The sequence below is a fragment of the Aestuariibius violaceus genome (assembly GCF_040779325.2).
GTDB lineage: Bacteria > Pseudomonadota > Alphaproteobacteria > Rhodobacterales > Rhodobacteraceae > Aestuariibius > Aestuariibius violaceus.
In genome coordinates this window covers 529,326-551,657 of record NZ_JBFONT020000001.1, presented here as the reverse complement: position 1 = coordinate 551,657, position 22,332 = coordinate 529,326, and the positions used below count along the sequence as shown (strand labels likewise).

General features: G+C 64.6%; 21 protein-coding genes. 15 read left to right on the top strand and 6 right to left on the bottom strand.

Features of this window, described 5'->3' with window-relative positions; genetic code table 11:
• Positions 1 to 51: 51 nt before the first annotated feature.
• A complete protein-coding gene (locus tag AADZ90_RS02740) occupies positions 52 to 1,212 on the bottom strand; it encodes a tetratricopeptide repeat protein (RefSeq protein WP_367309297.1) in 1,161 nt (386 codons plus the stop codon).
• Between the two features lie 588 nt (positions 1,213 to 1,800).
• Positions 1,801 to 3,387 carry an ABC transporter substrate-binding protein gene (locus tag AADZ90_RS02735; RefSeq protein ID WP_411996927.1) on the bottom strand — a complete coding sequence of 529 codons (1,587 nt, stop codon included), beginning with the start codon at positions 3,385 to 3,387 and terminating at the stop codon, positions 1,801 to 1,803.
• Positions 3,388 to 3,532: 145 nt separating this feature from the next.
• Between AADZ90_RS02735 and AADZ90_RS02730 the strand changes: the two genes are divergently transcribed.
• The 5 genes from AADZ90_RS02730 (at position 3,533) to AADZ90_RS02710 (ending at position 9,308) form a co-directional block, all read left to right on the top strand.
• Positions 3,533 to 4,342 carry a flagellar motor protein MotB gene (locus AADZ90_RS02730; RefSeq protein ID WP_367309298.1) on the top strand — a complete coding sequence of 270 codons (810 nt, stop codon included), beginning with the start codon at positions 3,533 to 3,535 and terminating at the stop codon, positions 4,340 to 4,342.
• A gap of 91 nt (positions 4,343 to 4,433) precedes the next feature.
• Positions 4,434 to 5,735, top strand: coding sequence for a flagellar hook protein FlgE (locus tag AADZ90_RS02725; RefSeq protein ID WP_367309299.1), 1,302 nt, complete (start codon positions 4,434 to 4,436; stop codon positions 5,733 to 5,735).
• A gap of 22 nt (positions 5,736 to 5,757) precedes the next feature.
• Positions 5,758 to 7,191, top strand: coding sequence for a flagellar hook-associated protein FlgK (flgK, locus tag AADZ90_RS02720; RefSeq protein WP_367309300.1), 1,434 nt, complete (start codon positions 5,758 to 5,760; stop codon positions 7,189 to 7,191).
• Positions 7,192 to 7,200: 9 nt separating this feature from the next.
• The gene (locus AADZ90_RS02715; RefSeq protein WP_367309301.1) at positions 7,201 to 8,202 is read left to right on the top strand and encodes a flagellin; all 1,002 of its coding nucleotides are present in this window, start codon (positions 7,201 to 7,203) and stop codon (positions 8,200 to 8,202) included.
• Positions 8,199 to 9,308 (top strand): flagellar basal body P-ring protein FlgI, encoded by a 1,110-nt coding sequence (locus tag AADZ90_RS02710; RefSeq protein WP_411996926.1) that lies wholly within the window; start codon positions 8,199 to 8,201, stop codon positions 9,306 to 9,308. Before AADZ90_RS02715 ends, AADZ90_RS02710 begins: the two co-directional genes overlap by 4 nt.
• A gap of 412 nt (positions 9,309 to 9,720) precedes the next feature.
• On the opposite strand, the gene fliP is transcribed toward AADZ90_RS02710, so the two are convergent.
• From fliP to fliF, 4 genes are read right to left on the bottom strand one after another with little or no spacing between them, the layout of a single operon-like run.
• Complete coding sequence (gene fliP, locus AADZ90_RS02705) at positions 9,721 to 10,470, bottom strand: flagellar type III secretion system pore protein FliP (RefSeq protein ID WP_367309302.1); 750 nt, start codon at positions 10,468 to 10,470, stop codon at positions 9,721 to 9,723.
• Positions 10,454 to 10,717, bottom strand: coding sequence for a FliM/FliN family flagellar motor switch protein (locus AADZ90_RS02700; RefSeq protein ID WP_367309303.1), 264 nt, complete (start codon positions 10,715 to 10,717; stop codon positions 10,454 to 10,456). Before AADZ90_RS02700 ends, fliP begins: the two co-directional genes overlap by 17 nt.
• A complete protein-coding gene (locus tag AADZ90_RS02695) occupies positions 10,710 to 11,300 on the bottom strand; it encodes a FliH/SctL family protein (protein WP_367309304.1) in 591 nt (196 codons plus the stop codon). Before AADZ90_RS02695 ends, AADZ90_RS02700 begins: the two co-directional genes overlap by 8 nt.
• Positions 11,297 to 12,913 carry a flagellar basal-body MS-ring/collar protein FliF gene (fliF, locus tag AADZ90_RS02690; protein ID WP_367309305.1) on the bottom strand — a complete coding sequence of 539 codons (1,617 nt, stop codon included), beginning with the start codon at positions 12,911 to 12,913 and terminating at the stop codon, positions 11,297 to 11,299. Before fliF ends, AADZ90_RS02695 begins: the two co-directional genes overlap by 4 nt.
• A gap of 88 nt (positions 12,914 to 13,001) precedes the next feature.
• Here fliF and AADZ90_RS02685 point away from each other — a divergent pair, with 88 nt between their 5' ends.
• From AADZ90_RS02685 to AADZ90_RS02640, 10 genes are all read left to right on the top strand, one after another.
• Positions 13,002 to 13,478: a flagellar basal body-associated FliL family protein gene (locus tag AADZ90_RS02685; RefSeq protein WP_367309306.1), complete on the top strand. Its 477-nt coding sequence runs from the start codon at positions 13,002 to 13,004 to the stop codon at positions 13,476 to 13,478.
• A 12-nt stretch (positions 13,479 to 13,490) separates the two neighbouring features.
• Positions 13,491 to 13,817, top strand: coding sequence for a DUF6468 domain-containing protein (locus AADZ90_RS02680; RefSeq protein ID WP_367309307.1), 327 nt, complete (start codon positions 13,491 to 13,493; stop codon positions 13,815 to 13,817).
• Positions 13,814 to 14,368, top strand: a complete 555-nt coding sequence (locus tag AADZ90_RS02675; protein ID WP_367309308.1) for a MotE family protein — start codon at positions 13,814 to 13,816, stop codon at positions 14,366 to 14,368. The genes AADZ90_RS02680 and AADZ90_RS02675 overlap by 4 nt, the downstream gene beginning before the upstream one ends.
• A gap of 71 nt (positions 14,369 to 14,439) precedes the next feature.
• Entirely contained in the window at positions 14,440 to 15,309 is an 870-nt protein-coding gene (motA, locus tag AADZ90_RS02670; RefSeq protein ID WP_367309309.1) for a flagellar motor stator protein MotA, read from the top strand.
• The gene (locus tag AADZ90_RS02665) at positions 15,306 to 17,300 is read left to right on the top strand and encodes a hypothetical protein (RefSeq protein ID WP_367309310.1); all 1,995 of its coding nucleotides are present in this window, start codon (positions 15,306 to 15,308) and stop codon (positions 17,298 to 17,300) included. Before motA ends, AADZ90_RS02665 begins: the two co-directional genes overlap by 4 nt.
• 220 nt (positions 17,301 to 17,520) lie before the next feature.
• On the top strand, positions 17,521 to 18,054 hold the full coding sequence (locus AADZ90_RS02660; protein WP_411996925.1) for a transglycosylase SLT domain-containing protein: 534 nt from the start codon (positions 17,521 to 17,523) through the stop codon (positions 18,052 to 18,054).
• Entirely contained in the window at positions 18,051 to 20,135 is a 2,085-nt protein-coding gene (flhA, locus tag AADZ90_RS02655; protein ID WP_367309312.1) for a flagellar biosynthesis protein FlhA, read from the top strand. The genes AADZ90_RS02660 and flhA overlap by 4 nt, the downstream gene beginning before the upstream one ends.
• Complete coding sequence (locus AADZ90_RS02650; RefSeq protein WP_367309313.1) at positions 20,132 to 20,905, top strand: flagellar biosynthetic protein FliR; 774 nt, start codon at positions 20,132 to 20,134, stop codon at positions 20,903 to 20,905. Before flhA ends, AADZ90_RS02650 begins: the two co-directional genes overlap by 4 nt.
• The gene (gene flhB / locus AADZ90_RS02645; protein WP_367309314.1) at positions 20,902 to 21,978 is read left to right on the top strand and encodes a flagellar type III secretion system protein FlhB; all 1,077 of its coding nucleotides are present in this window, start codon (positions 20,902 to 20,904) and stop codon (positions 21,976 to 21,978) included. Before AADZ90_RS02650 ends, flhB begins: the two co-directional genes overlap by 4 nt.
• A complete protein-coding gene (locus AADZ90_RS02640) occupies positions 21,975 to 22,328 on the top strand; it encodes a hypothetical protein (protein ID WP_367309315.1) in 354 nt (117 codons plus the stop codon). Before flhB ends, AADZ90_RS02640 begins: the two co-directional genes overlap by 4 nt.
• The last annotated feature ends 4 nt before the right edge of the window (positions 22,329 to 22,332 follow it).

Here is a 22,332-nt window from a genome sequence, read left to right as displayed (position 1 = left end):
GGATTGCCGCTTTCCGCGAAGTGACGCCGGGGTGCCACAGCGCAGGGCGCGCTAGGCCCCGGCCTGCAAGTAGTGATGGGCAAAGTCGAGGACGTTGGCCCGGACGTTTTCGTGGAAAGTGGCGTCGAATTCGGCTTCGACCTTCCGGAATTCTGCAGCGAGAGCGGGCAGGTCTTCGGAGATCTGTGCGCAGTCGTAGAGCGTTGCCGTGAGGATCAAGCGCTCTGCCCGGTGGCGGGTGGGGCTGCCGTTCATGAGGGCGATCATATCTGCGGTGAAGAGCGCAGCCGCGACAGGCCAGACGCGGAGCGGGTCTTGCAGCGCATCCGCCGCCGAAACGTCCCCCTCCTGCGCGACGGTGAGGTCTGGGGAGAGGTCAAGCAGGCGCGTGAGCGCATCGTGGCAACCGGGCGCGGCCTGTGCGTTGCGCGTTTCGGGGAAAAGTGGCGGGCACGCGGACTGAGCGCCGATGCAGGCGCCGAAGAAGCGTTCCCGCAGGTCATCATCTGTCGGATCCCTGCGGACGGCCTTGACGAGATACGCGGCTGCCTTGGGGTAGTTCTCGGCATCGAAATAAGCGTTTCCCAGGCGGGCGGAGGCCCAGGTCGCTTCCGGGTCTTCGGCGAGGAGGCTGGCCTCGAAGTCCTCCGCCTCGGCAAAGCGATCGGCCTGGATCATCAGGCTGACGATCCGCTTCTGTGTCCAGCTGTCGGCCGGGCGGAGGTCGTGAGCTTGCAGGAGGAATTCGAGCGCATCGTCCCCGCGTCCGTCGGTGTCGAGGAGGTAGCCCTTCCAGCGGAGGATCCAGGCGCTGTCCGGATCAAGCGCGAGGGCGCGGGCGTTGTCGGCGAGGGCGGTTTCGAGATCCCCAAGCTCGTAATTGGCGATGGCACGTTCGTTCAGCAGGAGCGCGTCGTCGGGGGCGAGGTTGAGGCCGGCTTGCGCGTCTGCGAGGGCGGCATCGAAGTCATCTGTGCTGCGATGGGCTGCGGCGCGGTGGGAATAGGTCTGGGCACGGGCGTCATCGACGAGCCGGGACCAGGAAAGCATCGTCGTGCAGGCATCGATCGCGGCCTCTGCATCCGCGCTGTAGGCCCGGCAGGTGTCTGCGACAGCCTGCCGCGTATCACCTCGGCGATCCGCAATCAGGACGACAGCCAGCGTGGCGAGGGCGATCAGGGCGACGTAGCGGGTGCGGCGTGAGAGTTCCATGGGGCGGTGATAGCTTGGGGGTGGGTTGGGGGGCCACCCCTTTTCGTTTGGCGGTCGCGGCCTGGCCGGGGAGGTGGGTGGCTCAGACCCGTCGTGTGGAAAGCTGTTTGGAGGACAGGGTATGGGCGCGGCGGACACCATGTTCGGAGTGGTTCTGACAGGGCATGGCGGGCCCGAGATGCTGGAATGGCGCGAGGATCTGCCGGTGCCTGTGGAGCGATCTCAGCAGAGCTCTTGGACGAATGACGGGCACCTTGCCATAGGTAGGGTCTCGTTGCCTCTCCCTTTCCAAAAGAGCGAAACGGGAGCCGGGCCAGCGTCGGCCCGTGGGATGGCGCTGCAACGGTTGAGCGGCGCGCTTTTATGGTGCCGTGTTCATCTTCCCTCTGAGTTCAGCGCGCGGGTGGCAAAGCGCCAGCCCGCGGGACGGGCCGGCGCTGGCCCGGCGCCTTCGGCTTGATTCCGGGCCTTTTGGAGCGTCGGAACCGAGGTCAATCTGTTGGGCGTGGAAGTCAGATCATTCAGCGCATCTTGGGCAGCTGAAGGATGCGGCCCCTCCCCGTCGAAGAGGGGCCGCTTGTCAGGCTCTTACGAGCTTTGCATCGTGAAGTGCTTGAACTTCGGGTCATCTTCCGGCGACACCTCGGTGCCGACGCGGTTGGTCATGCCCCAGTTCAGCACCTGGTGGTGGATCGGCAGGTAGAGCACCTCGCTCTGCACCGTGTCCCAGATCTCGGCGATGGTCGCGTTGCGCGCGTCGAGATCGGTCTCGGACGCAAGCGAGACGATCTTTGCGTCGATCTCAGGATCCGAGAAGCCGGTCGGGTTCCAGCTGCCGCGCTCTTCGCCCCGCGTGTGGACGAGGAAGTTGAAGATGTATTCCGAATCGTAGGTCGGCACCCCCCAGCCGAGCATGTAGAAGTCCGTCTCGGCGTTCTGGATCAGCGGGAAGTGCTGCGCCTTGGGCTTGGCGTCGAGGTTCACGGTGATGCCGATCTGGCCCAACATCCCGACCGCCGCCTGGCAGATGCCTTCATCGTTGATGTAGCGGTCGTTCGGGCAATCGAGCGTGACCGAGAAGCCGTCGCCGTAGCCGGCCTCTTCCATCAGGGCGCGGGCCGCATCCATGTCGCCCTCGGGCACCTCGTCGAGCGCTTCGGTCCAGCCGTTGACGAAGGGCGGCATGATGACGCCTGCGGGCGCGGACTGGTCACGCATTACCACCTGGCGGATCGCGTCACGGTTCAGCGCCATGTTCATCGCCTGCCGCACGCGGACGTCGCCGAAGGGGTTGGCGCCGTCCACATCGTCGGCCGCGATATCCTCGGCGCCCATGTTCATGCCGAAGAAGATCGTCCGGTTCTGCGGCGCGGTCTTGACGACGAGGCCATCCGCGTCGTTCACGCGGCTGATGTCCTGAACCGGCACATCCTGGATGAAGTCGACCTCACCCGACAGAAGGGCTGCGACCCGGGTCGCGGCGTTCTGGATCGGGGTGTAGTCGATCCGCGTGATCTCCATCGGGAAGTCGTCTATGCCCCAGTAATTCTCGTTCTGGTCGAGGATGGTGCGGACATCGGGTTCGCGGCTTGTCAGGACAAAGGGGCCGGTGCCGTTGGCGTTGGTCGCGGCATAGGTCGTCTCGCCATTGGCGATGTCCTGCACGGCGGTGACGCCGTTTGCCTCGGCCCAGCCCTGGTCCATCATGAACAGGTTGGTGAAGTTGTTGGGCAGGATCGGGTTCGGGCCGGCGGTTTCGATCTCGATCGTGTAGTCATCCACCGCGCGGACCTCGACGATGGAGGTCAGCAGTTCCTTCATCGCCGACGTCTCGGTCTTCGCCCGCTCGAACGAGAAGACGACGTCTTCCGCGGTGAAGTCGGCGCCGTCATGGAAGGTGACACCCTGGCGCAGGTTGAAGACCCAGACATTCGGGTCGTCTTCGCTCACCGCCCAATCGGTCGCGAGCGCCGGTTCGAAGGCGCCGGTCTGGTCGCGGATGATGAGCGGTTCGTAGATCTGGTGGGCCAGTGTATGCGTCGGCCCTTCGTTCTGGGCGTGCGGATCGAGCGTCAGGCTGTCGCCGGCGCGCGCCCAGCGCAGGGTTTCGGCCGAGGCGCCCAGGGCCGTCGTTGCGGCGAGGGCGGTGGCCAAGGTCATCGTACGGTACATCATGTGAATCTCCCCTTGGATTTGTGGCCGCTAGCATGACCCTTCCGCGCGCCGATGCAAGGGAGGGCAGATGATGAGGATTTTAGCTGTTAAGAGACGGTTCACGTCCGCCTGATATTGCATCGCCTGAGGTGTCAGGAGCGGCAACGTGACAGCGACGGCGGACAACAATCAGCGGCCGATCATCATCAAGCGGAAGAAGGTGGTTGCCGCTGACGGCCACCATGGCGGCGCCTGGAAGGTGGCCTATGCGGACTTCGTGACCGCGATGATGGCGTTCTTCATGCTGATGTGGCTGCTCAACGCAACGACGGAAAAGCAGCGCAAAGGCATTGCCGATTACTTCGCTCCGACAATCCCGATCAACCGGGTTTCCGGCGGGGGGGCGGATGCGCTTTCGGGCGACAGCGTGATGACCGAGACCAAGCTGGCCGCCAATGGCGATGCCCAGAAGGCGACGGATGGCGCGGTGGATGAAGGCGCGGCCGAGGCGGCAGCATTCGCCATGATCGAGGAGATCCTGAACGGCAGTGGCGGCGAAAGCCGGGTGGCGGACGAATTGCTGGCCCATATCGTCACGAAAGTGACCGATGAGGGCCTGATCGTAGAGCTGTTCGCCCTTCCCGGAGCCCCCCTGTTCCAGCCCGGCACGGCCGAGCCCACCCAGCTGCTGATCGATCTGTCAGAGATGATCGCCGAGGTCTTCAACTTCGTGCGCAATGACGTCTCGATCACCGGGCATGTGGCATCCGAACCGATCGTGATCGCCCGGCCCCAGATCTGGCCGCTCTCCCTCGACCGGGCGACGACGATGCGGCTGCTGGTCGAAGGCGACGGGATCGCCTCTGCGCGCATCCGGCGGGTTGCCGGAAAAGCGGACCGGGAGCCGGTCACGCACAACCGCTTCGGGCTTCGCAACAACCGGCTGGAGCTTGTTCTGATGCGATCGGCGAAATGAAGTTGGCCGCCGTTAGGGCGCCGTTAAGGCGCGGGCGGTTAGCTGAACAGGATCCGCGTGGCGGACCATGGTTGATGAAAGGTAACGGCTTATGACGATTTCTTCCTCTCTCAATGCGGGCGTGTCGGGCCTTGCCTCGAATGCGAGCCGGCTCGCCACGATCTCGGACAACATCGCGAATTCGTCCACCTATGGGTACAAGCGCGCGACGGCGGATTTCCACTCGATGGTCATCGAAAGCGGCCAGGGCACCTATTCGGCGGGCGGCGTTCGGACGACGACGACCCGGCTGATCGACGAACGCGGATCGCTGGTGACGACGTCGAACGCAACCGATCTGGCCGTGCGCGGCCGCGGCATGCTGCCGGTCACCACGGAGGTGGCCGTGGGCGTTCAGAACGGCGATGTGCCGCTTCTGCTGACGACCACCGGGTCGTTCCGGACGGATTCCGATGGCTACCTGAAAACGACTGACGGGTTGGTCCTGCTGGGCTGGCCGGCGGAGCCGGATGGGACGGTGCCCAACTTCTCGCGCGACACCAAGGTCGGGCTGGAGCCGATCCAGATCGCCGTGAACCAGTTTGCGGGGGAACCGACGACGCGGATGACGCTGGGCATCAACCTGCCCGCGACCGAGACGGAGGCGGGCGCACCCGGCGACAGTGAAGTGCTGGCGATCGAATACTACGACAACCTCGGCACGTCCGAGAGCCTCGAGGTCGAATTCGTCCCGAGTGTTCCGGCGACCGGATCCTCGAACCAATGGACGATGATCCTGCGCGATTCCGCCTCCGGCGGGGGTGTCGTAGGGGAATACACCCTGACCTTCGATGACAGCCGCGCGCAGGGCGGGACCCTTGATGGCGTCGCCGCGGTGACGGGCGGTGCTTACGATGCCGCGACGGGAGAAATCACGGTGACCGTCAATGGCGGGCCGATCGCCATCGATATCGGGCGGATCGGCGATGCGGACGGGCTGACCCAGCTATCCGATGCCTTCGCCCCGGTGTCGATCATCAAGGACGGGTCGCCGGTCGGGAACATGACCTCGATCGAGGTCGATCCGAATGGGTTCGTCTACGCCAATTTCGACAATGGGATCACCCGGACGATCTATCAGATCCCGCTGGTCGACGTGCCCAACACCAACGGGCTGATGGCGCTGGACCAGCAGACCTATACGACGACCGAAGACAGCGGTTCGATCTTTCTCTGGGATGCCGGCGACGGCCCAACCGGGGATATCGTGAGCTACGCGCGTGAGGAATCGACGACGGATGTCGCGGGGGAACTGACCAACCTGATCCAGACCCAGCGGGCCTATTCCTCGAACGCCAAGGTGATCCAGACGGTCGACGAGATGCTGCAGGAAACCACCAACATCAAACGCTGACCCCTAGGCGGAGGACCCGGCGATGAGTATCACCCAATCCATGGCGAACGCGCTAAGCGGCCTCAATGCCGCCTCGCGCGCGGCCGAGATCGTCTCGGCCAATGTCGCCAATGCGACGACCGAAGGCTATGGCCGCCGGTCGCTGGAACTGGCGGCCGACGATATCGGTGGCGTTGGTGCCGGCGTGCGCGTCGTGGGCGTCCGCCGCGAGGTTGATACGGCAATCCTCGCCGACCGGCGCCTCGCCGATGCGGATCTGGCGGGCGCCGAAACCCGCTCGGGCGCCCTTTCGCGCATCGAGGGGCTGGCAGGGCAACCGGGTTCCGGCGGCAGTCTGAGCGACCGGATCGCGGCACTTGAGACCGCGCTGACCGATGCGGCGGGCGATCCGTCCTCGACCCTGCGCCTGTCATCCGTCGTCAGTGCTTTGGACGGCGTCGTCTCGGAGTTTCACCGCCTGGATGACGGCCTGCAGCAGATCCGCCTGGACGCCGAGAAATCCGTCGCGGGGGAGGTTGATCAGCTCAACACCACGCTTTCCAAGCTGGAAGGACTCAATGCCGATATTGTGCGTGTCCGCACATCGGGCGGAGATTCCAGCGCGCTCGAGGATCAGCGGCAGATACTGATCGATCAGGTCAATCAGATCGTCCCGGTGCGCGAGTTGCCGCGCGAAAACGGACGAGTCGCGCTGATGTCGACCTCCGGCGCACTGCTGTTGGACGGCCCGCCTGCCGAGTTCAGCTTTTCGCCGGTCGCAACGATGACGGCGGACCTTTCCGTCACCACCGGAACGCTGGGCCAGGTTCAGATGAACGGGCGGGCACAGGATTTTGCAGGCGGGTCGAGCCTGTTGCGCGGCGGATCGCTCGAAGCGGCATTCGACTTGCGCGACGCCACGATCCCCGCCTTGCAGCAGAGCCTCGATAGGACTGCCGCCGACCTCGCTGACCGCCTGTCCGGGGCAGCTGCAACCCCGCCGGATCCCGCCGGCACACATGATATCCTTCTTGACGGTGGCGACGCGGTCGATCCCGTGGACATCACCGGTCTTTCGGGGCGCTTGACGCTCAACAGCGCCCTGGCGACCGATCCGACCTTGCTGCGGGATGGGCTTGGCGCGGCCGGACCTGTCGCCGAAGGCGATGGCCGCGCGCTGAACGATCTGATCGATGCATTGTCTGAGCCGCGAACCCGCGCGGATGGCGGTGTCGGAACGGCCTATGATGCGGCCACGGCCTTCCAGTCAGCTGTCGCCACGCAGCGCCTCGATGCAGAGACCGATATGACCATTGCCGGGTCGAGCGCGGCTCTCTTCAAGGAGGCGGAACTGGCCGGCGGCGTCGATACGGACGCGGAGATGCAAAGACTTCTGCTGATTGAACAGGCCTACGCGGCCAATGCCCGCGTCATCCAGACCATCGATCAACTGATCCAGACGCTCATCGAACTCTAGGACGTGACCATGCAAACAATCGGCGACCTCTCACGGCATTTCACGATGCAGCGGCAGACCGCGCAACTCAAGACGGACATGACACGCCTGACCAACGAGTTGTCCAGCGGTCGCGTTGCCGATCCCGCTGCGCGAGTAGGAGGTGACCTACAGCAGATCGGCCATCTCGAAGCGACGCTGACCCGCAATGCCGCCTACGACCGAAGCGGCCGTGAAACGGCGACCCGGCTTGCCCACGCCTCAGAGACGTTCTCGCTGATCGGTGACCTGACCGGCGATCTCGGACGAGAGCTGCTCCAGACGTCGACCACTGATCTCAGCGGGCGATACGACGCGTTTCCGCAGGACGCAAAGCGCGATTTCGCGGGCGTCGTCTCGGCCATCAATGCCAGCCATGCCGGGCGGTCCGCCTTTTCTGGAACGGCAACGACCGGCACAGCCCTGCTCGATGCAGAGGCGATGCTTGCTGCGCTTGCCACTGATGTCGCGGGGGCGACGTCAGCCGCCGACCTGCAGCAGGCCGTGGAGGACTGGTTCGCGCCTGGCGGTGGCTTCGACACCGTGGGGTATCTGGGCGCCGCACAGGATCTGGCGCCGGTCAAACTGGGAGATCACGGTGAGATCGCTCAAGGATGGCGTGGCGATGACCTGGCCGTCCGCTCTGCACTTTCGGCCCTCGCCTTGGCCGCCGTCACGGACGACCATCCAGCAACCACCGATCCGGCCGCACGTCAGGCGGTTCTCGTCGCGGCGGGCGAGGCCCTTCTGGATGCGGAACATGCGAGCGTTGCCGCCGAGGCTGAGGTTGGGCGGGAACAGGCCCGCCTTGATACCGTGATGACCCGTATCAGCGCCGAGACCGCGTCGCTGGAGATGGCCAAAACCGACCTTCTTGCCGCTGATCCCTACCGGACGGCCACTGCGCTGGAACAGGTGCAGCAGCAACTCGAGATGAGCTATATCCTGACGTCGCGCATGTCCGATCTGACCTTGACGCGTTACCTGAGATGATTGTGCTGCGGGGCGCGCTCTTTGCCATCATGGCCATCCTGCTTGCTGGATTGGCCGTGGCCAATCCAGTCCGGCTCAAGGATCTGGTGGAATTCGACGGGGTTCGTGGCAACGATCTGGTTGGCTACGGTCTGATTGTCGGACTGAACGGAACCGGCGACGGCCTGCGGAACGCACCATTTACCGAAGAGATCATGACGAACATGCTCGAGCGGCTGGGCGTGAATGTTACCGGAGAGCAGTTTCGCCCGAAGAATGTGGCTGCCGTCCTTGTGACGGCGACACTTCCGCCATTTGCGCGGGCTGGCAGCCAGATCGATGTGACGGTCTCGGCCATCGGTGACGCAAAGAGTCTTCTTGGCGGGACGTTGGTCATGACACCGCTGAACGCGGCGGATGGTGAGATTTACGCGGTTGCCCAGGGCTCTGTGATTGCCGGAGGCGCTTCGGCTGAGGGCGACGGCGCGCGGGTGGTGCGAGGCGTGCCGACCGCGGGCGTCATTCCCGGTGGCGCGCGGATCGAGAGGGAGATCGACTTTGCGCTCTCTTCGCTGGATGAGATCCGTCTGGCGCTTAGGACTGCCGATTTCACGACGGCGGCGCGGATCGAGCGGGCGATCAACGGAGAGTTCGGACGGGAGGTGGCGATAATGCTGGATCCTGGCACGGTGGCGTTCGATATCAGCCGCACGGGAATGCGCTCTCCCGCGCACGCGATCGGGCGTGTCGAGAACCTGTTGATCGAACCAGAGCGCCGGGCCCGCGTCGTGATTGACCAGAAGTCGGGCACGATCGTGATCGGGTCCGACGTGCGCATCTCTCGCGTTGCCGTCAGCCAAAGCGGCCTGACGCTGAGGATTGAGGAGGCGCCCGAGGTGGTGCAGCCCAACCCCTTCTCACCCGGCGAGACCGTCGTCGTACCGCGGAGCCGCGCGGCAATCGAAGAGGATGCAGGCACCGGGCTTGCCGAGATCCCCGAAGGGACATCGCTGTCGGAGGTGATCGCCGGTTTGAATGCGCTGGGTGTGGCGCCGCGGGATATGATCGACATCTTGAAGGCGATGAAGGCCGCCGGGGCGCTCCATGCTGATTTCGTGCTGAACTAGGATCGCCGGTCGGGTCTCAGGGTGGAAGTGCTCGAGGAGCGAAGCGACGCCTTGGGGTCAATGAGGGACCGGCCGTCGATGGCTTCTGATCGTGGTGTTGCCGAACAGCTGTGTCGTCGTCAATCGGCGGAGTGAAAGCCCCAGATCGCACAAGCGTCGGACATTTCTGAATCCTGGCGCAAGCAATACCTTATGTTTAGGCGATCTTGTCAGAGGACCCCCTCTTGGCGCTTGCCGATCGCCAGCGGGTTACTCTGGCATCCAACCTGCCAACAGGAGGAGACGGTCGTCGTCTAACCGGTTTGCGATGGCATTGGGGAAAAGCCGTCACACGTCAAGTCCGGGAGGCGGTGAATTGGGTCAGGGCGCCTCGTCGTGAGACGCTCTGGGACGACGTTCTGAACATGGAGTCTCAGAAATAGCTCCGGACGAGGCTTTGGGCGAGAAGGCTCCAGCCGTCGGCGACGACGAAGAAGGCGAGTTTGAAGGGCAGCGAAACGATGGCGGGCGGGACCATCATCATCCCCATCGACATCAGGATCGCGGCTACGACCAGATCGATGATCAGAAACGGCAGGAAGATGAGGAAGCCGACCTCGAACGCGCGCGCGATTTCGCTGAGGAGGAAGGAGGGGATGAGGATCGAGAGGCTCGCCTCTTCGGCCGGGGCGCTTGCGGTGATGTCGGGCCGCAGGTCGCTCATCGCGGCGAAGGTGTCCGGGTCGAGGCGGGCGGCCATGAAGGTCCGAAATGGGGCGATGCTGTCCGAGAACGCGGCTTCGAGATCCGTCTGACCGTCGATGAGGGGCTGTATGCCGATCGCCCAGGCCTCGACAAAGACGGGTTCCATCACGAAGTAGGTAAGGAAGAGGGCGAGGCTGACGAGCAGCATGTTGGGCGGTGATTGCTGCAGGCCGAGGCCCTGGCGGAGGATCGCGAAGACCGTCACCAGGAACGGGAAGCAGGTGATCATGATCGCGAGGCCCGGCACGAGGCTGAGCACGGTGATCAGAACGAGAAGCTGGATCGATCGGGTGGCGAGCGAGCCGTCTTCCCCGAGGGAGATCGTGACCTCCTGCGCCATGGCCGGGCCTGCGGCGACAAGGAGGAGGAGGGCGAGGAGCGGCGCGGCGTGGCGCCGAATGTCACGTGAGTGGGCCATCGAGATCTGCAACGTCGGTGAGGCGGACGGCGAGCTGACCGGCATTTTCGCCGTCGAGTTCCTGCAGCTCGCCGCGGGCGATCAGGCGGTCGCCGACATAGAGCTCGACCGGGTCGTCGATCTTGCGGTCGAGGGGCAGAACGGCGTTTTCGCCGAGCGACAGAAGCTCGGAGATGCGCGGGCGCGCGCGGCCGACCGAGATCGTGACCTCGACGGGAATATTGGAGAAGGGCGAGCTGTCAGCCATTGGCGGCTTTCCTTTGCTGTTCATGAAGAAGGCCAGTCACGGTGTCCCTCAGGCGGCCGCAGAGCGCGTCGAGATCGACGAGTGTCTCCGTTGCGCCGCGGCTGAGGATGGCCTGGCCCGTGGTCAGATCGGGGTCGGCGATGAGGTCAACCGGGCAGCGCACCGGGTCGGTGAGGAGCTGCCTGACGCCTGCCAGCTGCGCCTCGGACACGCGGAGGGTCAGCGGAGAGGCGGCTGCGCGCTGCGCCTCCTCCCCCAGCAGGGCCGCGATCTGGGGATGGAGGGCTGTGGCGGCGAAGTCGGGCAGGAGGTGGCTGACCAGCGTCACGAGAAATGGCGAGAGCTCGGCCAGCACGTGGTCGACAGCTTCGTGGTATCCGAACGCCATTTCCTGCAGGTGCTGGAGCAGCGCAGCGGCGTCGCCTGCGCGATCCTCTTCCATCGCGGCGCGGGCGGCGGCTGCACCTTCCTCGAACCCTTCGGCGTAGGCGGCGGCGTGGATGTCGGCCTCGCGCGTGCTGGTGGATCCGGGTGTCCCGTGATCGTCTGCGAAATCTTCGTAGATGGACAGATGCGCGGTCATGCGGTTTCATCCGATTTGGCCGTGTCGATCCAGTTGCGCAGGACCTCGACCGTGTCGTCCTGCCGTTCGCCGATCATTGTCTTCAGGCGTTCGACCGGATCGGCGGGGGGCAAGGCGGGGGGTGCAGGCGTCTTGGTGCCTGAGACAATGCGGAGATCGTCATTCTCACCCGATGCGGTATCGATCTCGCCGGTCAGTGCGGTGCCGGGATTGGTGCGTGGCAGTCGGGCTGGAGGCGGCAGTTCCGGTGGCGCCTTCCCGCCGGCAAGGATCGGGCGCAACACGAAGAGGCCGAGAACCAGAGCCACGAGAGCGAGGACGCCGAGCTGGATCAACTGCATGATGTTGAGCTGCGCAAAAAGCCCCGGCCCGCCGGAGCCAGGTTCAGAACCAAGCGGAACGACGGGCTGGAAGGCCATCGATTTGATTGTGATGACGTCGCCGCGCGCCTCGTCGTAGCCGACAGCGGAGGCTACAAGCTCCCGCAACGCGTCAAGCTCGGCATCTGGGCGGGGCGTGCCGTCTGCCCCGCTTGCATCCGGCAAACCGTTGACGAGGACGGCGACGGTCAACCGCTTGACCGCGCCGGGCACGCGCAGGACCTCACGCTGGGTTTCGGAGATCTCGAAATTCACCCGCTCGCGGGTTTCGGTGTCGTTGTTGCTTGAGCTGCGTTCGGATCCTCCGGCCTCTCCGTCGGGCAGGTTGGAGGCGACCGTCACGCTGCCGGCCCCCGAGTTCTGGGCGGTTGCGGCCCGTTCCTCGGTATCGGTGCTGATCGCGACGCGGCTTGCCGGGTCGACGATGCGTTCGGTGATCGATTCGGTTTCGGTCACCGTGTCGAGGCTGACTTCGACGACCGCATTGCCGTAGCCGACCCGCGCTTCGAGAAGGCGGGTGACCTGATCACGCAACCGGGCTGCGCGGTCGCCGCTGCCCGCCCCGCCCGGTTCGTCGGCCCGCGCGATCAGGCCGCCTTCGCTGTCGATGACCGCGACATCTTCGGGCGAGAGGCCGGAGACGGCCGAGGCCACGAGGTAGCGCAGCGCGTTCGCCTGCCCTGCGGCAATGGTTCCCGCAGCGGTCGTGACCGTGACGGCTGCGGTCGGCCGCGAAGACCGGTCGAAGGGGCGCTGGGACGGATTGGAGATATGGACACGGGCGGTCTGGACTATCGAGCTGGCCACGATCGTGCGCGCAAGCTCCCCCTCTTTCGCGCGCCAGTAGGCGGCGTCGAACATCTGTGACGTGGTGCCGAAACCGGAGAGGGAATCGAGAAGTTCGTAGCCTTGCGCTGAATTCGCGGGCAGCCCTTCGCCCGCGAGTGTCATGCGGAGCGAATCGCGCTGCGTCTGGTCGACGAAGATACTGTCGCCCCGCACTTCGTAGGTGACCCCGCGCTGGTCGAGCGCGGTGATGATCTGACCTGCGGAACTGCCGTCCAGACCTGCATAAAGCAAAGCGAAATCCGGTCGGGACGCCCCGCGGCCCAGCATGACGACGATCGCGAAGACGGCAAGCGTCGCGACGATGACGACGATCCGGCGGCGTGGGTCGAGGGCCTGCCATGTGGCGGCGATGTTCTGCACCAGATCAGTCTCCTGGGGCTGCATTTTTTTCGTCAATGACGCATCAGGCTTAACAATCGGTTAGTTCTCACCGGGCTATCACTGCTGCGACCGAACAAAATGGACGTGCAGGATGTCAGACGAAGCCGCCGAGCCGGAGCCGCAGAAGAAATCCAAGATGCCGCTGGTGCTGGGCGTCGTCGCCGGGCTCGCCGGGGCCGGTGGGGGATTCTATGCGGCGTGGTCCGGCCTCCTGATGGGGCCGGAGATGGAGGAGAAGGTCGAGGATCACGGGGCGCCGATGCCCGATATGCCGGCCTTTGTCGCGCTTGATCCGCTGATCATCTCGCTGCCGCCGCAGAGCCCGCACAAGCATCTGCGGTTCCGCGCCCATCTGGAGGTTGCGCCCGATTATCAGGCAGAGGTGGCGGCCCTGTCGCCGCGCGTGATCGACGTTCTGCACGATTATCTGTCGGCGCTCGAACCCGCGGAGCTGCAGGAGCCGGCCGCCTTGACCACCCTGCGCGGCCAGATGCTGCGGCGTCTGCGGGTCGTCGCCGGGGAAGGGCGGATCCGCGATGTTCTGATCGCGGAATTCGTGCTGGATTAAGGAGGGCCCGCCATGACCGTTATTGCCGATATCCTTCTCGTCGCCGGATCGCTTGGCGCGGCGTTCTACTGCCTTGTGCTGTCGCGCCGATTGACGAAGTTCAACGATCTGCGCGGCGGGGTCGGTGGCGCCGTGTCCGCCCTGTCGGCGCAGGTCGACGACATGACCCGCACCCTGGGCGAGGCGCGCAGGACGGCGGAGGACTCCTCTGCCACCCTGTCCGAACTCACCGAACGGGCGGATGGCGTGGCCCAGCGGCTTGAGCTGATGCTGGCCGCCTTGCACGATCTGCCCGACATCACACGCGACAAACCCGATCGCGGGCGGCGGTCCCTGTGAGCCGCCGGAACGGAACCCTGGGCACGCTTGCCTTGTTGCTTGCCCTGTCGGCGGTCGTTCGCCTGGGCGGAGATACGGGGGCAGCGATCGCGAAAGGCCTCGACGCGCCCGCCCCGGGGGAGGCGATGGTCTGCGATCCGGACGGAGAGCTGACGGTGATCTTGGCGGAGCTGCGTGCACGAGAGGATGCCGTGGCGGCCCGCGAAGCCGAGGTCGAACGGCGCGCGGTGGAGCTGCAGACGGCGCGCGACGAGATTGCGGCAGAGCTCGTGCGCCTGGAAGAGGCCGAAACCTCGCTGGCCGCGATGATCGCGCTGGCCGAAGACGCGGCGCAGGACGATCTGACGGTGCTGACAAGCGTCTACGAGAACATGAAACCAAAGGATGCGGCGGCGCTTTTCGAGGAGATGGCCCCCGATTTCTCGGCTGGATTTCTCGGACGGATGCGCCCCGAGGCTGCGGCCGAGATCATGGCGCGCCTGACGCCGCAAAGCGCCTATTCGATCAGCGTCATCATGGCGGGGCGAAACGCAAATGTTCCAACGGAATAGCCGTTGGAGAGGGTTTGTTAACGCCCGTCTGCGAAGCTCGCTTCGAGTCAGCCTTTGGGGGTTCTTGTGCCATGATCGGCATGATCGGCATCGTGATCGTCTTTGTGATGGTGTTCGGCGGCTATCTGCTGGCCGGCGGTAAGCTGGGGATCATCCTGAAATCCCTGCCCTTCGAGATGATCATGATCGGCGGGGCCGCGACCGGGGCCTTTGTCCTCAGCAACGATGCGGCCGGGATCAAGCACACGGCCAAGGACATCCTGAAGGTCTTCAAGGGCCCGCGTTGGAAGCCTGAGGATTACCGGGATCTGCTTTGCCTTCTCTTCGAACTGATCCGACTGGCCCGGTCCAATGCGATCGCGCTGGAAGAACATATCGAGACACCCGACACGTCCGACGTTTTCGGGCGCTATCCCCGTATTCTGGCCGACGACGAGGCCGTAGCGATGATCTGCGACACCTTGCGGTCGGCCTCGATGAACTACGACGATCCTCACCAGGTAGAGGAAATCCTCGAGAACCGGTTGGAAGCGGGTCTGCATCACCGGCTGCATTCCAGCCATGCGCTTCAGACGATTGCTGACGGGCTGCCCGCGTTGGGGATCGTCGCCGCCGTGCTTGGCGTGATCAAGACTATGGGGTCCATCGACCAGCCGCCGGAAATCCTCGGCAAGATGATCGGCGGCGCCTTGGTCGGTACCTTTCTGGGGGTGTTCCTCGCCTACGGGTTCTTCGGGCCTTTCGCGACAAAGGTGAAGATGATCGTCGAGGAAGACGCGCATTTCTATCAGCTGATCCGCGAGGTGCTGATCGCCAACCTGCACGAGCATCCGACGAATATCTGCATCGAAGTCGGGCGCCAAAACACGCCAAGCCATAAGCGCCCGAGCTATGGCGAACTTGAGGATGCGCTGAAATCCGTGCGGAAGGAGGCCGCGTGATACGAGTTTTCCTCGTGCTTTGCCTGTCGCTTTGGGGTGTGACGCTTTCCGCGCAGACGATTGATGCGCGCGCGGGTGAACATATCGGGTTCACCCGGCTGGTCTTCGATCTTCCCGACGGGACCGATTGGCTTTTTGAACCCACGGAGAGGGGCTATGCGCTCGACTATGGCTCGGGTGCGGTGTTCGACCTCGACGGCTTGTTCGAGCGTATCCCGCGGGAACGGCTGACTGACGTGGTCGATGCGGGCAACGGCCGGATCGAGCTTGTCCTGGCCTGTGACTGTCCTGCAGAGGCAGAGACGTTTCAGGGGCGCTCGCTCGTCGTCGACATTCGCGACCGGGAAACCGGGCGGCGGCGCCCGGCCGGGACCCCGGCCGCTAGGACTGCCGAGGGATCGGTGGCGCTGCCTCTTCTCAGTGACGATCGGCTAACGCCGTTGCCCCAGCGCCCTTCCATTTCTTCTCCGGAGGGTGATGTTGCCGAGGGTGATGTGGCGGAGGTGATGGCTCCTCCGCCGGACCGGGTGACGGCGGCGCGGGAGGCGTTGCTCGACAGCTTGTCCCGGGCCGCGTCCGAAGGCCTCTTGGATCTCGCCAATCCGGAGGACATGCAGCCTCCGCAGGACGACGATCCCGCGCTCGTCGCAGAGCTTCCGCCCGATCCCCTGGATCCGCTATCCGGGCTTGGGTCGGACCATATCCTTCTTCGATCGCAGACGGCTATCGAGAAGGCGCGGCCGCATCGCGGCCCCAACGCGGCGGCCGAGTCGGGCTGCTTTGATGCCGCTCTGTTTGATCTTGCCGCCTGGACAACAGATGCCCCGCTTCACGAACGCCTCGCCAACGAGCGCGCGAAGTTGTTTGGAGAGTTCGACAGGCTGGATACAGGGGCCGCTCTGGATCTGGCGCGCGCCTACCTCTCCTTCGGTTTCGGCCACGAGGCGCGAGCGGTTGCGCGCGATTATGGCGATGGCGCGGATGGCTGGCGCGCGGTTGAAGCGATCGCGGCAATCCTGGATGAAGAGCGCCTTACGGTGCCGCGGGATGGCTTTGCCGGATGCGATGGTCCGCTGGCGGTTTGGGCGGTGCTCGCCGGAGCGACGGCCCCGGGGCGGCCGGGGTTCGATGTCGAGGCGGTCCAGGCCAGCCTTTTGGCGATCCCAGAGGGTCTGCGGCCGCGGATCGGCGCATTGCTTGCCCAACGCATACTCGATGGCGGGGACCCGGAACTCGCCGATATCATTCTGCGCTTTTCCCAATCCGTGCTGCATGACGAGACGATCCTTCAGGCGCGGATCGATAGCGCCTCGGGTCAGGAAGCTGCCGGCCGCGCTGCATTGGAAGACCTGGCGGATACGAGCGTACGGGTGACGCCGGAGGCGCTGACATCGCTTATCGCCCTTGAGATCTCGGGCGGAAGCGAGGTGGCGGAAGACCTCGTGACCCTGGCCGAAGCGCTCTACCGTGAACACCGGGGCGGGCCGGACGGCCTTGCGCTGGCCGAGGCACTTGTCGACGCACGGATCTCTCGCCGGGAATACCGCGCCGCAGTCGATACCGCGGAAGATCGCGTGACCGGCATCAACCGGCGACGGGACCTGACCTCTCGCGCGGTCTTGGCGGCAACAGAAGTTGCGTCTGACGGCACCTTCCTGCGTCTGGTCTCCGAGATCGATGCGCGGGCCCTGTCCGTTCCGGCCAAGACGGCGGCTGCCGACCGGCTGGATAACATGCGCCTGCCCGACATGGCTCAAAGCCTGCGAGGATCCGAGCCGTTTGCGGCCGCATCGAAAGAGCTTCCGCAGGCTCGGGTCATCGAAGAGACGCCGGTTGTCATACTGTCCAACGCGCCGATGCCACCATCGTCCGCCGGCCCGCTGGCGGAACGGCGAGAGATGATCGATCGGTCAACCGAGCTGCGCGGCGCGATCGGCGCCCTTCTTGCCGACGAGGCCGAGCTGGACGGCGAAGGATCGCTGTCGCGCTAACCATTTGCAAACCACCACCCGCTAGACCGGGAGGCGCATGTCGCAGAAAACGGGTGTCAGAATGGCCAAACGCCCTGCAAGGGGAAGCCTTAGTTGCCTGCTTTGGTTGGCGGTGTTTCAGGCCATCTGTTTCTTCACCGGTACTTCAGCAAGTGCGGCCCCGTTCGAGCCAAGCGGCGTCTGCGAGGTGGCCGCAGCAACCGCCTCCCGGACAGAGAATGTGCCTTTGCCTGTTTTGCTCGCCGTCGCTCTGACAGAGACGGGACGAACCCAGGACGGGCGGTTCGCGCCGTGGCCCTGGACCGTGAATACGGGGGATCGCGGCCACTGGTTCTCGACGCGTGCAGAGGCGGCCAGCTTTGCCAACCGCACCCTCGCCGAAGGGCAACAGAGCTTCGATACCGGCTGTTTCCAGATCAACTACCGCTGGCACGGCCGCCATTTCACCTCAATCGACGAGATGTTCGATCCTGCCAGGAATGCGGCCTATGCCGCCCGATTTCTGCGCGACCTCTATGTGGAGACCGGCAGCTGGTCGAAAGCGGCCGGCGCCTATCATTCGAGAACCGACCGCATCGCGAATGCCTATCGCGCCAGATTTGATAGTCACTACGCCCGCCTTGCGCAGAGGGTGGATGAGCCGCCGCCGAGTCCGGTCCGGCCCCAGCGCACAAACACCTTTCCGCTGCTCAGGGGCGGCGGGCGCCCTGCCTCGCCCGGGTCGCTATTCCATATCGGGCGCGATCGCGGATGACCCCGACATGGTCTGCAACCTTGTTCCGCCCGACGACGCTTCTGGCGCTCGCGCTTATGGCGGTGATCGCCATGATGATCCTGCCGATGCCGGCATGGATTCTCGATATCGGGCTCGCGGCCAGCTTTGCCCTCGCGATCCTGATCTTCACGGTCACGCTTTTTATCGAACGGCCCCTCGATTTCTCGGCCTTTCCGACAATTCTGCTTGCCTCGCTGATGCTTCGGCTGTCGCTGAACGTCTCGTCAACGAAGCTCATCATCGGCGAGGGACATACGGGCACCCAGGCGGCGGGCAATGTGATCGAAGGGTTCGCGATGTTCGTGATCAGCGGTTCGGTCTTCATGGGGCTCGTGATCTTCGGCGTCCTGCTGATCGTGAACTTCGTCGTGATCAACAAGGGTGCAACGCGGATGGCCGAGGTCGGCGCCCGCTTTGCCCTAGATGGCATGCCCGGGCGCCAGCTTGCCATCGACAGCGACATGTCGGCCGGTGCCATCACCCACGAGGAAGCCCGCGAGCGTCGGGAGCGCGAACTGGCCGAGACGACCTTCTTCGGTTCGCTCGATGGTGCATCGAAATTCGTGAAGGGCGACGCGATTGCGGGGCTCCTCATCACGCTTCTCAACCTTGTTGTCGGGCTTCTGATCGGCACGCTGGTCCACCAGATGCCGATCGGCCGGGCGTTCGAAACCTACACGATCCTTACCATCGGCGATGGCCTGGTGTCACAGATCCCCGCCGTGATCATCTCGATCGCGTCGGCTCTGCTACTTGCGCGCGGCGGGGCCAGCGGTGCGACGGATCTTGCCATCGTCTCTCAGCTTGGCCGTCATCCCGCCGCCCTTGCGACGGTGGCGGTCTTGATGGCGTTGTTCGGTTTTGTGCCCGGCCTGCCCGTCGGGCCGTTTCTGCTGGGCGCTGTCGTCCTCGGCGTTTGCGCATTCCTTGCTGCGCGGCGGGACACGGCCGAAGCCGAACCTAAGGCGCAGGACGAGGCGGAACTGACGGCGGCCAAACCCCGGATGGCCGATGTGCTCGACATCGACGATATCCATGTGGAGTTCGCGCCTGACCTTGTCAGCATGGTACTTGACCCCGGGACCGGGCTTGACGCGCGGATCGCCAATATGCGCACCCATGTGGCGACGCGATACGGCATGCTTCTGCCTGAGATCCGGCTGACGGATGAGCCGTCGCTGCCACCACGCCATTACATCATTCGCATTCAGGGGGTGGAGCAGGCCCGAGCGGAGCTGCGACCCGACCGCGTTCTGGCACTGGCATCGGCAGCGGAAGAGGTGCCCGCCCCGGGCGAGGACACGAAGGAGCCGGTCTATGGGGCGCCTGCCCGATGGATCGCGGCGGATGACCAGGAGATCGTGGAGATTGCCGGGCTCACCACGGTTCTGCCACCGGAAATCCTTGCGACGCACCTTCTTGAGGTGATCAAGCAGAACTTCGCCCGGCTTCTGACGCTAAAATCCTTGCGCCGCCTGCTTGATGAGATGACGCGCCTCACCGACGGTGAGCGAGCAGAGGCCAACCAGCGGATGCTTGACGAGGTGATCCCTGACCGGCTGAGCGTCGATATTCTGCTGTCGGTCCTGCGTCTTCTGCTGGAAGAGAAGGTGTCGATCCGCAACCTCCCTCTCATCATAGAGGCGGCGGCGGAGGGGCGGCTTCTGCACAGCTCGGCCGAGGGCGTTGCCGAACATGTGCGGCAACGGATGGGGTTTCAGCTTGTCGCCGAGATGCGCCGGGCCGATGGGACAATCCCGCTGGTTCAGCTGGCGCCCGAATGGGAAGACACGTTCGCCACCTATCAGGTCACGAGCGATCGCGGCGCCACCGATATCGCCCTGCCACCCGATGACTTCAACCGTCTGGCCAGTGCGATTGCGGAGCGGATCGCCGAGGCGTCGGAGGCAGGGATTTTCCCTGCCATCGTGACCTCCAGCCGCCGCCGACGGTTCCTGCGTGCCGTCATGACGGCAAAGGGCATCCCCAATCCCGTTCTCTCGTTCGAGGAAATCGGGGTCGATGCCCGTCCGTCGCTCGTCGGTCTGGTACCTGCGTGATCGCAGATCTGACGCCGCTGATCGAGGATATCCGCGCCATGATCGTGGCGGGCTTCGCCGTCTTTCTGCGGATTGGGGCGATGATGGCGATGCTCCCGGTCTTCGGCGAACGGTCTGTGCCTGTTCGGGTCCGCCTGGTGCTAACACTCGCTTTCACTTTGGTCGTAGCGCCGGCGGTCGTGTCCCAACCCCCCCCGCTTGTAGCGGGGGCGGCCGCGGCTTTGGGCGCAGAGGTCGTCATCGGCCTCTTCTGGGGTATCCTGATCCGCCTGTTCGTTCATGCGCTTGCCATGGCTGGAGCGATCGCGGCCCAGTCGACATCGCTGTCGCAGATCTTCGGCGGATCCGCGGGGATGGAGCCCCAGCCCGCGATCTCCAGCGTGATGGTCGTCGCGGGCCTGGCTCTGGCGGCCATTATGGATCTGCATGTCGCGTTGGCGACGACTATGATCAGCACCTATGACCTGATGCCCGCCGGGCAGCTTCCCGACCCGCGAACTGTCTCGTTAGTGGGCGTCGCCCATGTGGCGGAAAGCTTCGCGCTCGCCTTCTCGCTCGCCGCGCCGTTCCTTATTGTGTCGACGCTCTACAACGTGGCGCTTGGCGTCATCAATCGCGCGATGCCACAGCTGATGGTGACGTTTGTGGGCGCCCCGGCAATCACCGCTGGCGGGCTCTTTCTCCTCTTCTTGACGCTGCCGTTCGGACTGGCCTTGTGGAGTGACGCGCTGATGCGGTTTCTTTCGGAGCCTGGGGCGATGCCGCGATGAGTGGTCAGGACGAGGGCGAAAAGGAACACGAACCGTCCCAGAAGAAGCTCGACGATGCGCGCAGGAAGGGGGAAGTGCCGCGATCGAATGATCTGATCACGGCTGCCGCCTATGGCGGGCTTTTGCTCGCGGCCCTTGCGATGGGCGGCGGTGCGACAATACAGCTGGGCACCGCGCTCGCCATTCCGCTCGATCAGGCGGATGCGTTGCCGCGGCTGTTCTTCGATGGCGCAGGCACAGCGATCGCGGGCGGGCTGATCTGGGCTGCCTTTATCGGCACGGCGCCATGGGTTTTGATCCCGGCGATTTGCGCGCTGCTTTGTGTGATCGGGCAGCGCGCGCTGATCTTTGCACCGACGAAGCTCACGCCCAAGCTGTCGCGGATCTCTCCGATCCAGAATGCGAAGAACAAGTTCGGGCGGTCCGGTCTTTTCGAGTTTTTGAAGAGCTTTCTGAAACTTGTTCTCATATCAGGTGTCCTGGCTGCCGTGTTCATTCGGTACAGGGCCGAGCTTCTGTCGGTTGCGACACTCGATCCGCCGCTCGCCGCCGCGTTTCTCGGGACGATGCTGATCCGGTTTCTGGTCGTGGTTCTTGTGATTGCGGCCGTTTTTGGCGCTCTTGATCTGCTGTTTCAGCGGGCGGAGCATCTGCGCAAGCACCGGATGACGCGGAAGGAGTTGATGGACGAGTTCAAGACGACCGAGGGTGATCCCGCGATGAAGCAGAAACGCCGCCAGAAGGCGCAGGAGATCGCGGCACGGAACATTCGGGCGGAGGTGCCGAAAGCCGATGTCATCGTTGTGAACCCGACGCATTTTGCCGTCGCCCTGGGATGGGACCGCAACCCTGGCAGCGCGCCGGTTTGCCTGGCCAAAGGTGTTGATGAGATCGCGCTGCAGATCCGCCAGATCGCTGCAGAGGCCGGAGTGCCGATCCATAGTGATCCGCCGACCGCCCGTGCACTTCACGCAAGCGTCGAGGTGGGAGATCAGATCCACCCGGATCACTACAGGGCTGTGGCGGCGGCGATCCGGTTTGCCGACCGGCTAAGCAAGAAGAAGCTGAAATGAAACGGCCCGCGCCCGCCCGCCTCGCCGGGCTCTCAGAGGTCAGCGAGGCGATGTGGCAGGCTGAACAGGCCCGCTTTCGGGAGGTACTGGAGCGTCAGCGCGCCATCGAAGCTGCGATCAGCCGTCTCGATACCCTTCTGAAGCGACGTTTCGATCCCGAGGCGGCCGAAGGCGATCCCGCGATTCTCGCCAGCGCGGAGATCGCGTGGCGCCGATGGGGCAATGCGGAGAGGGACAAGCTGCTTCGCGATCTGGCACGGATTCGGGCGGAGAGCGCTGATCAGCGCGATCGCATGAAGCGGACATTCGGCCGATATGATGTGCTGCGTCAGCTTACCGGGAAGCGGTGAGAAT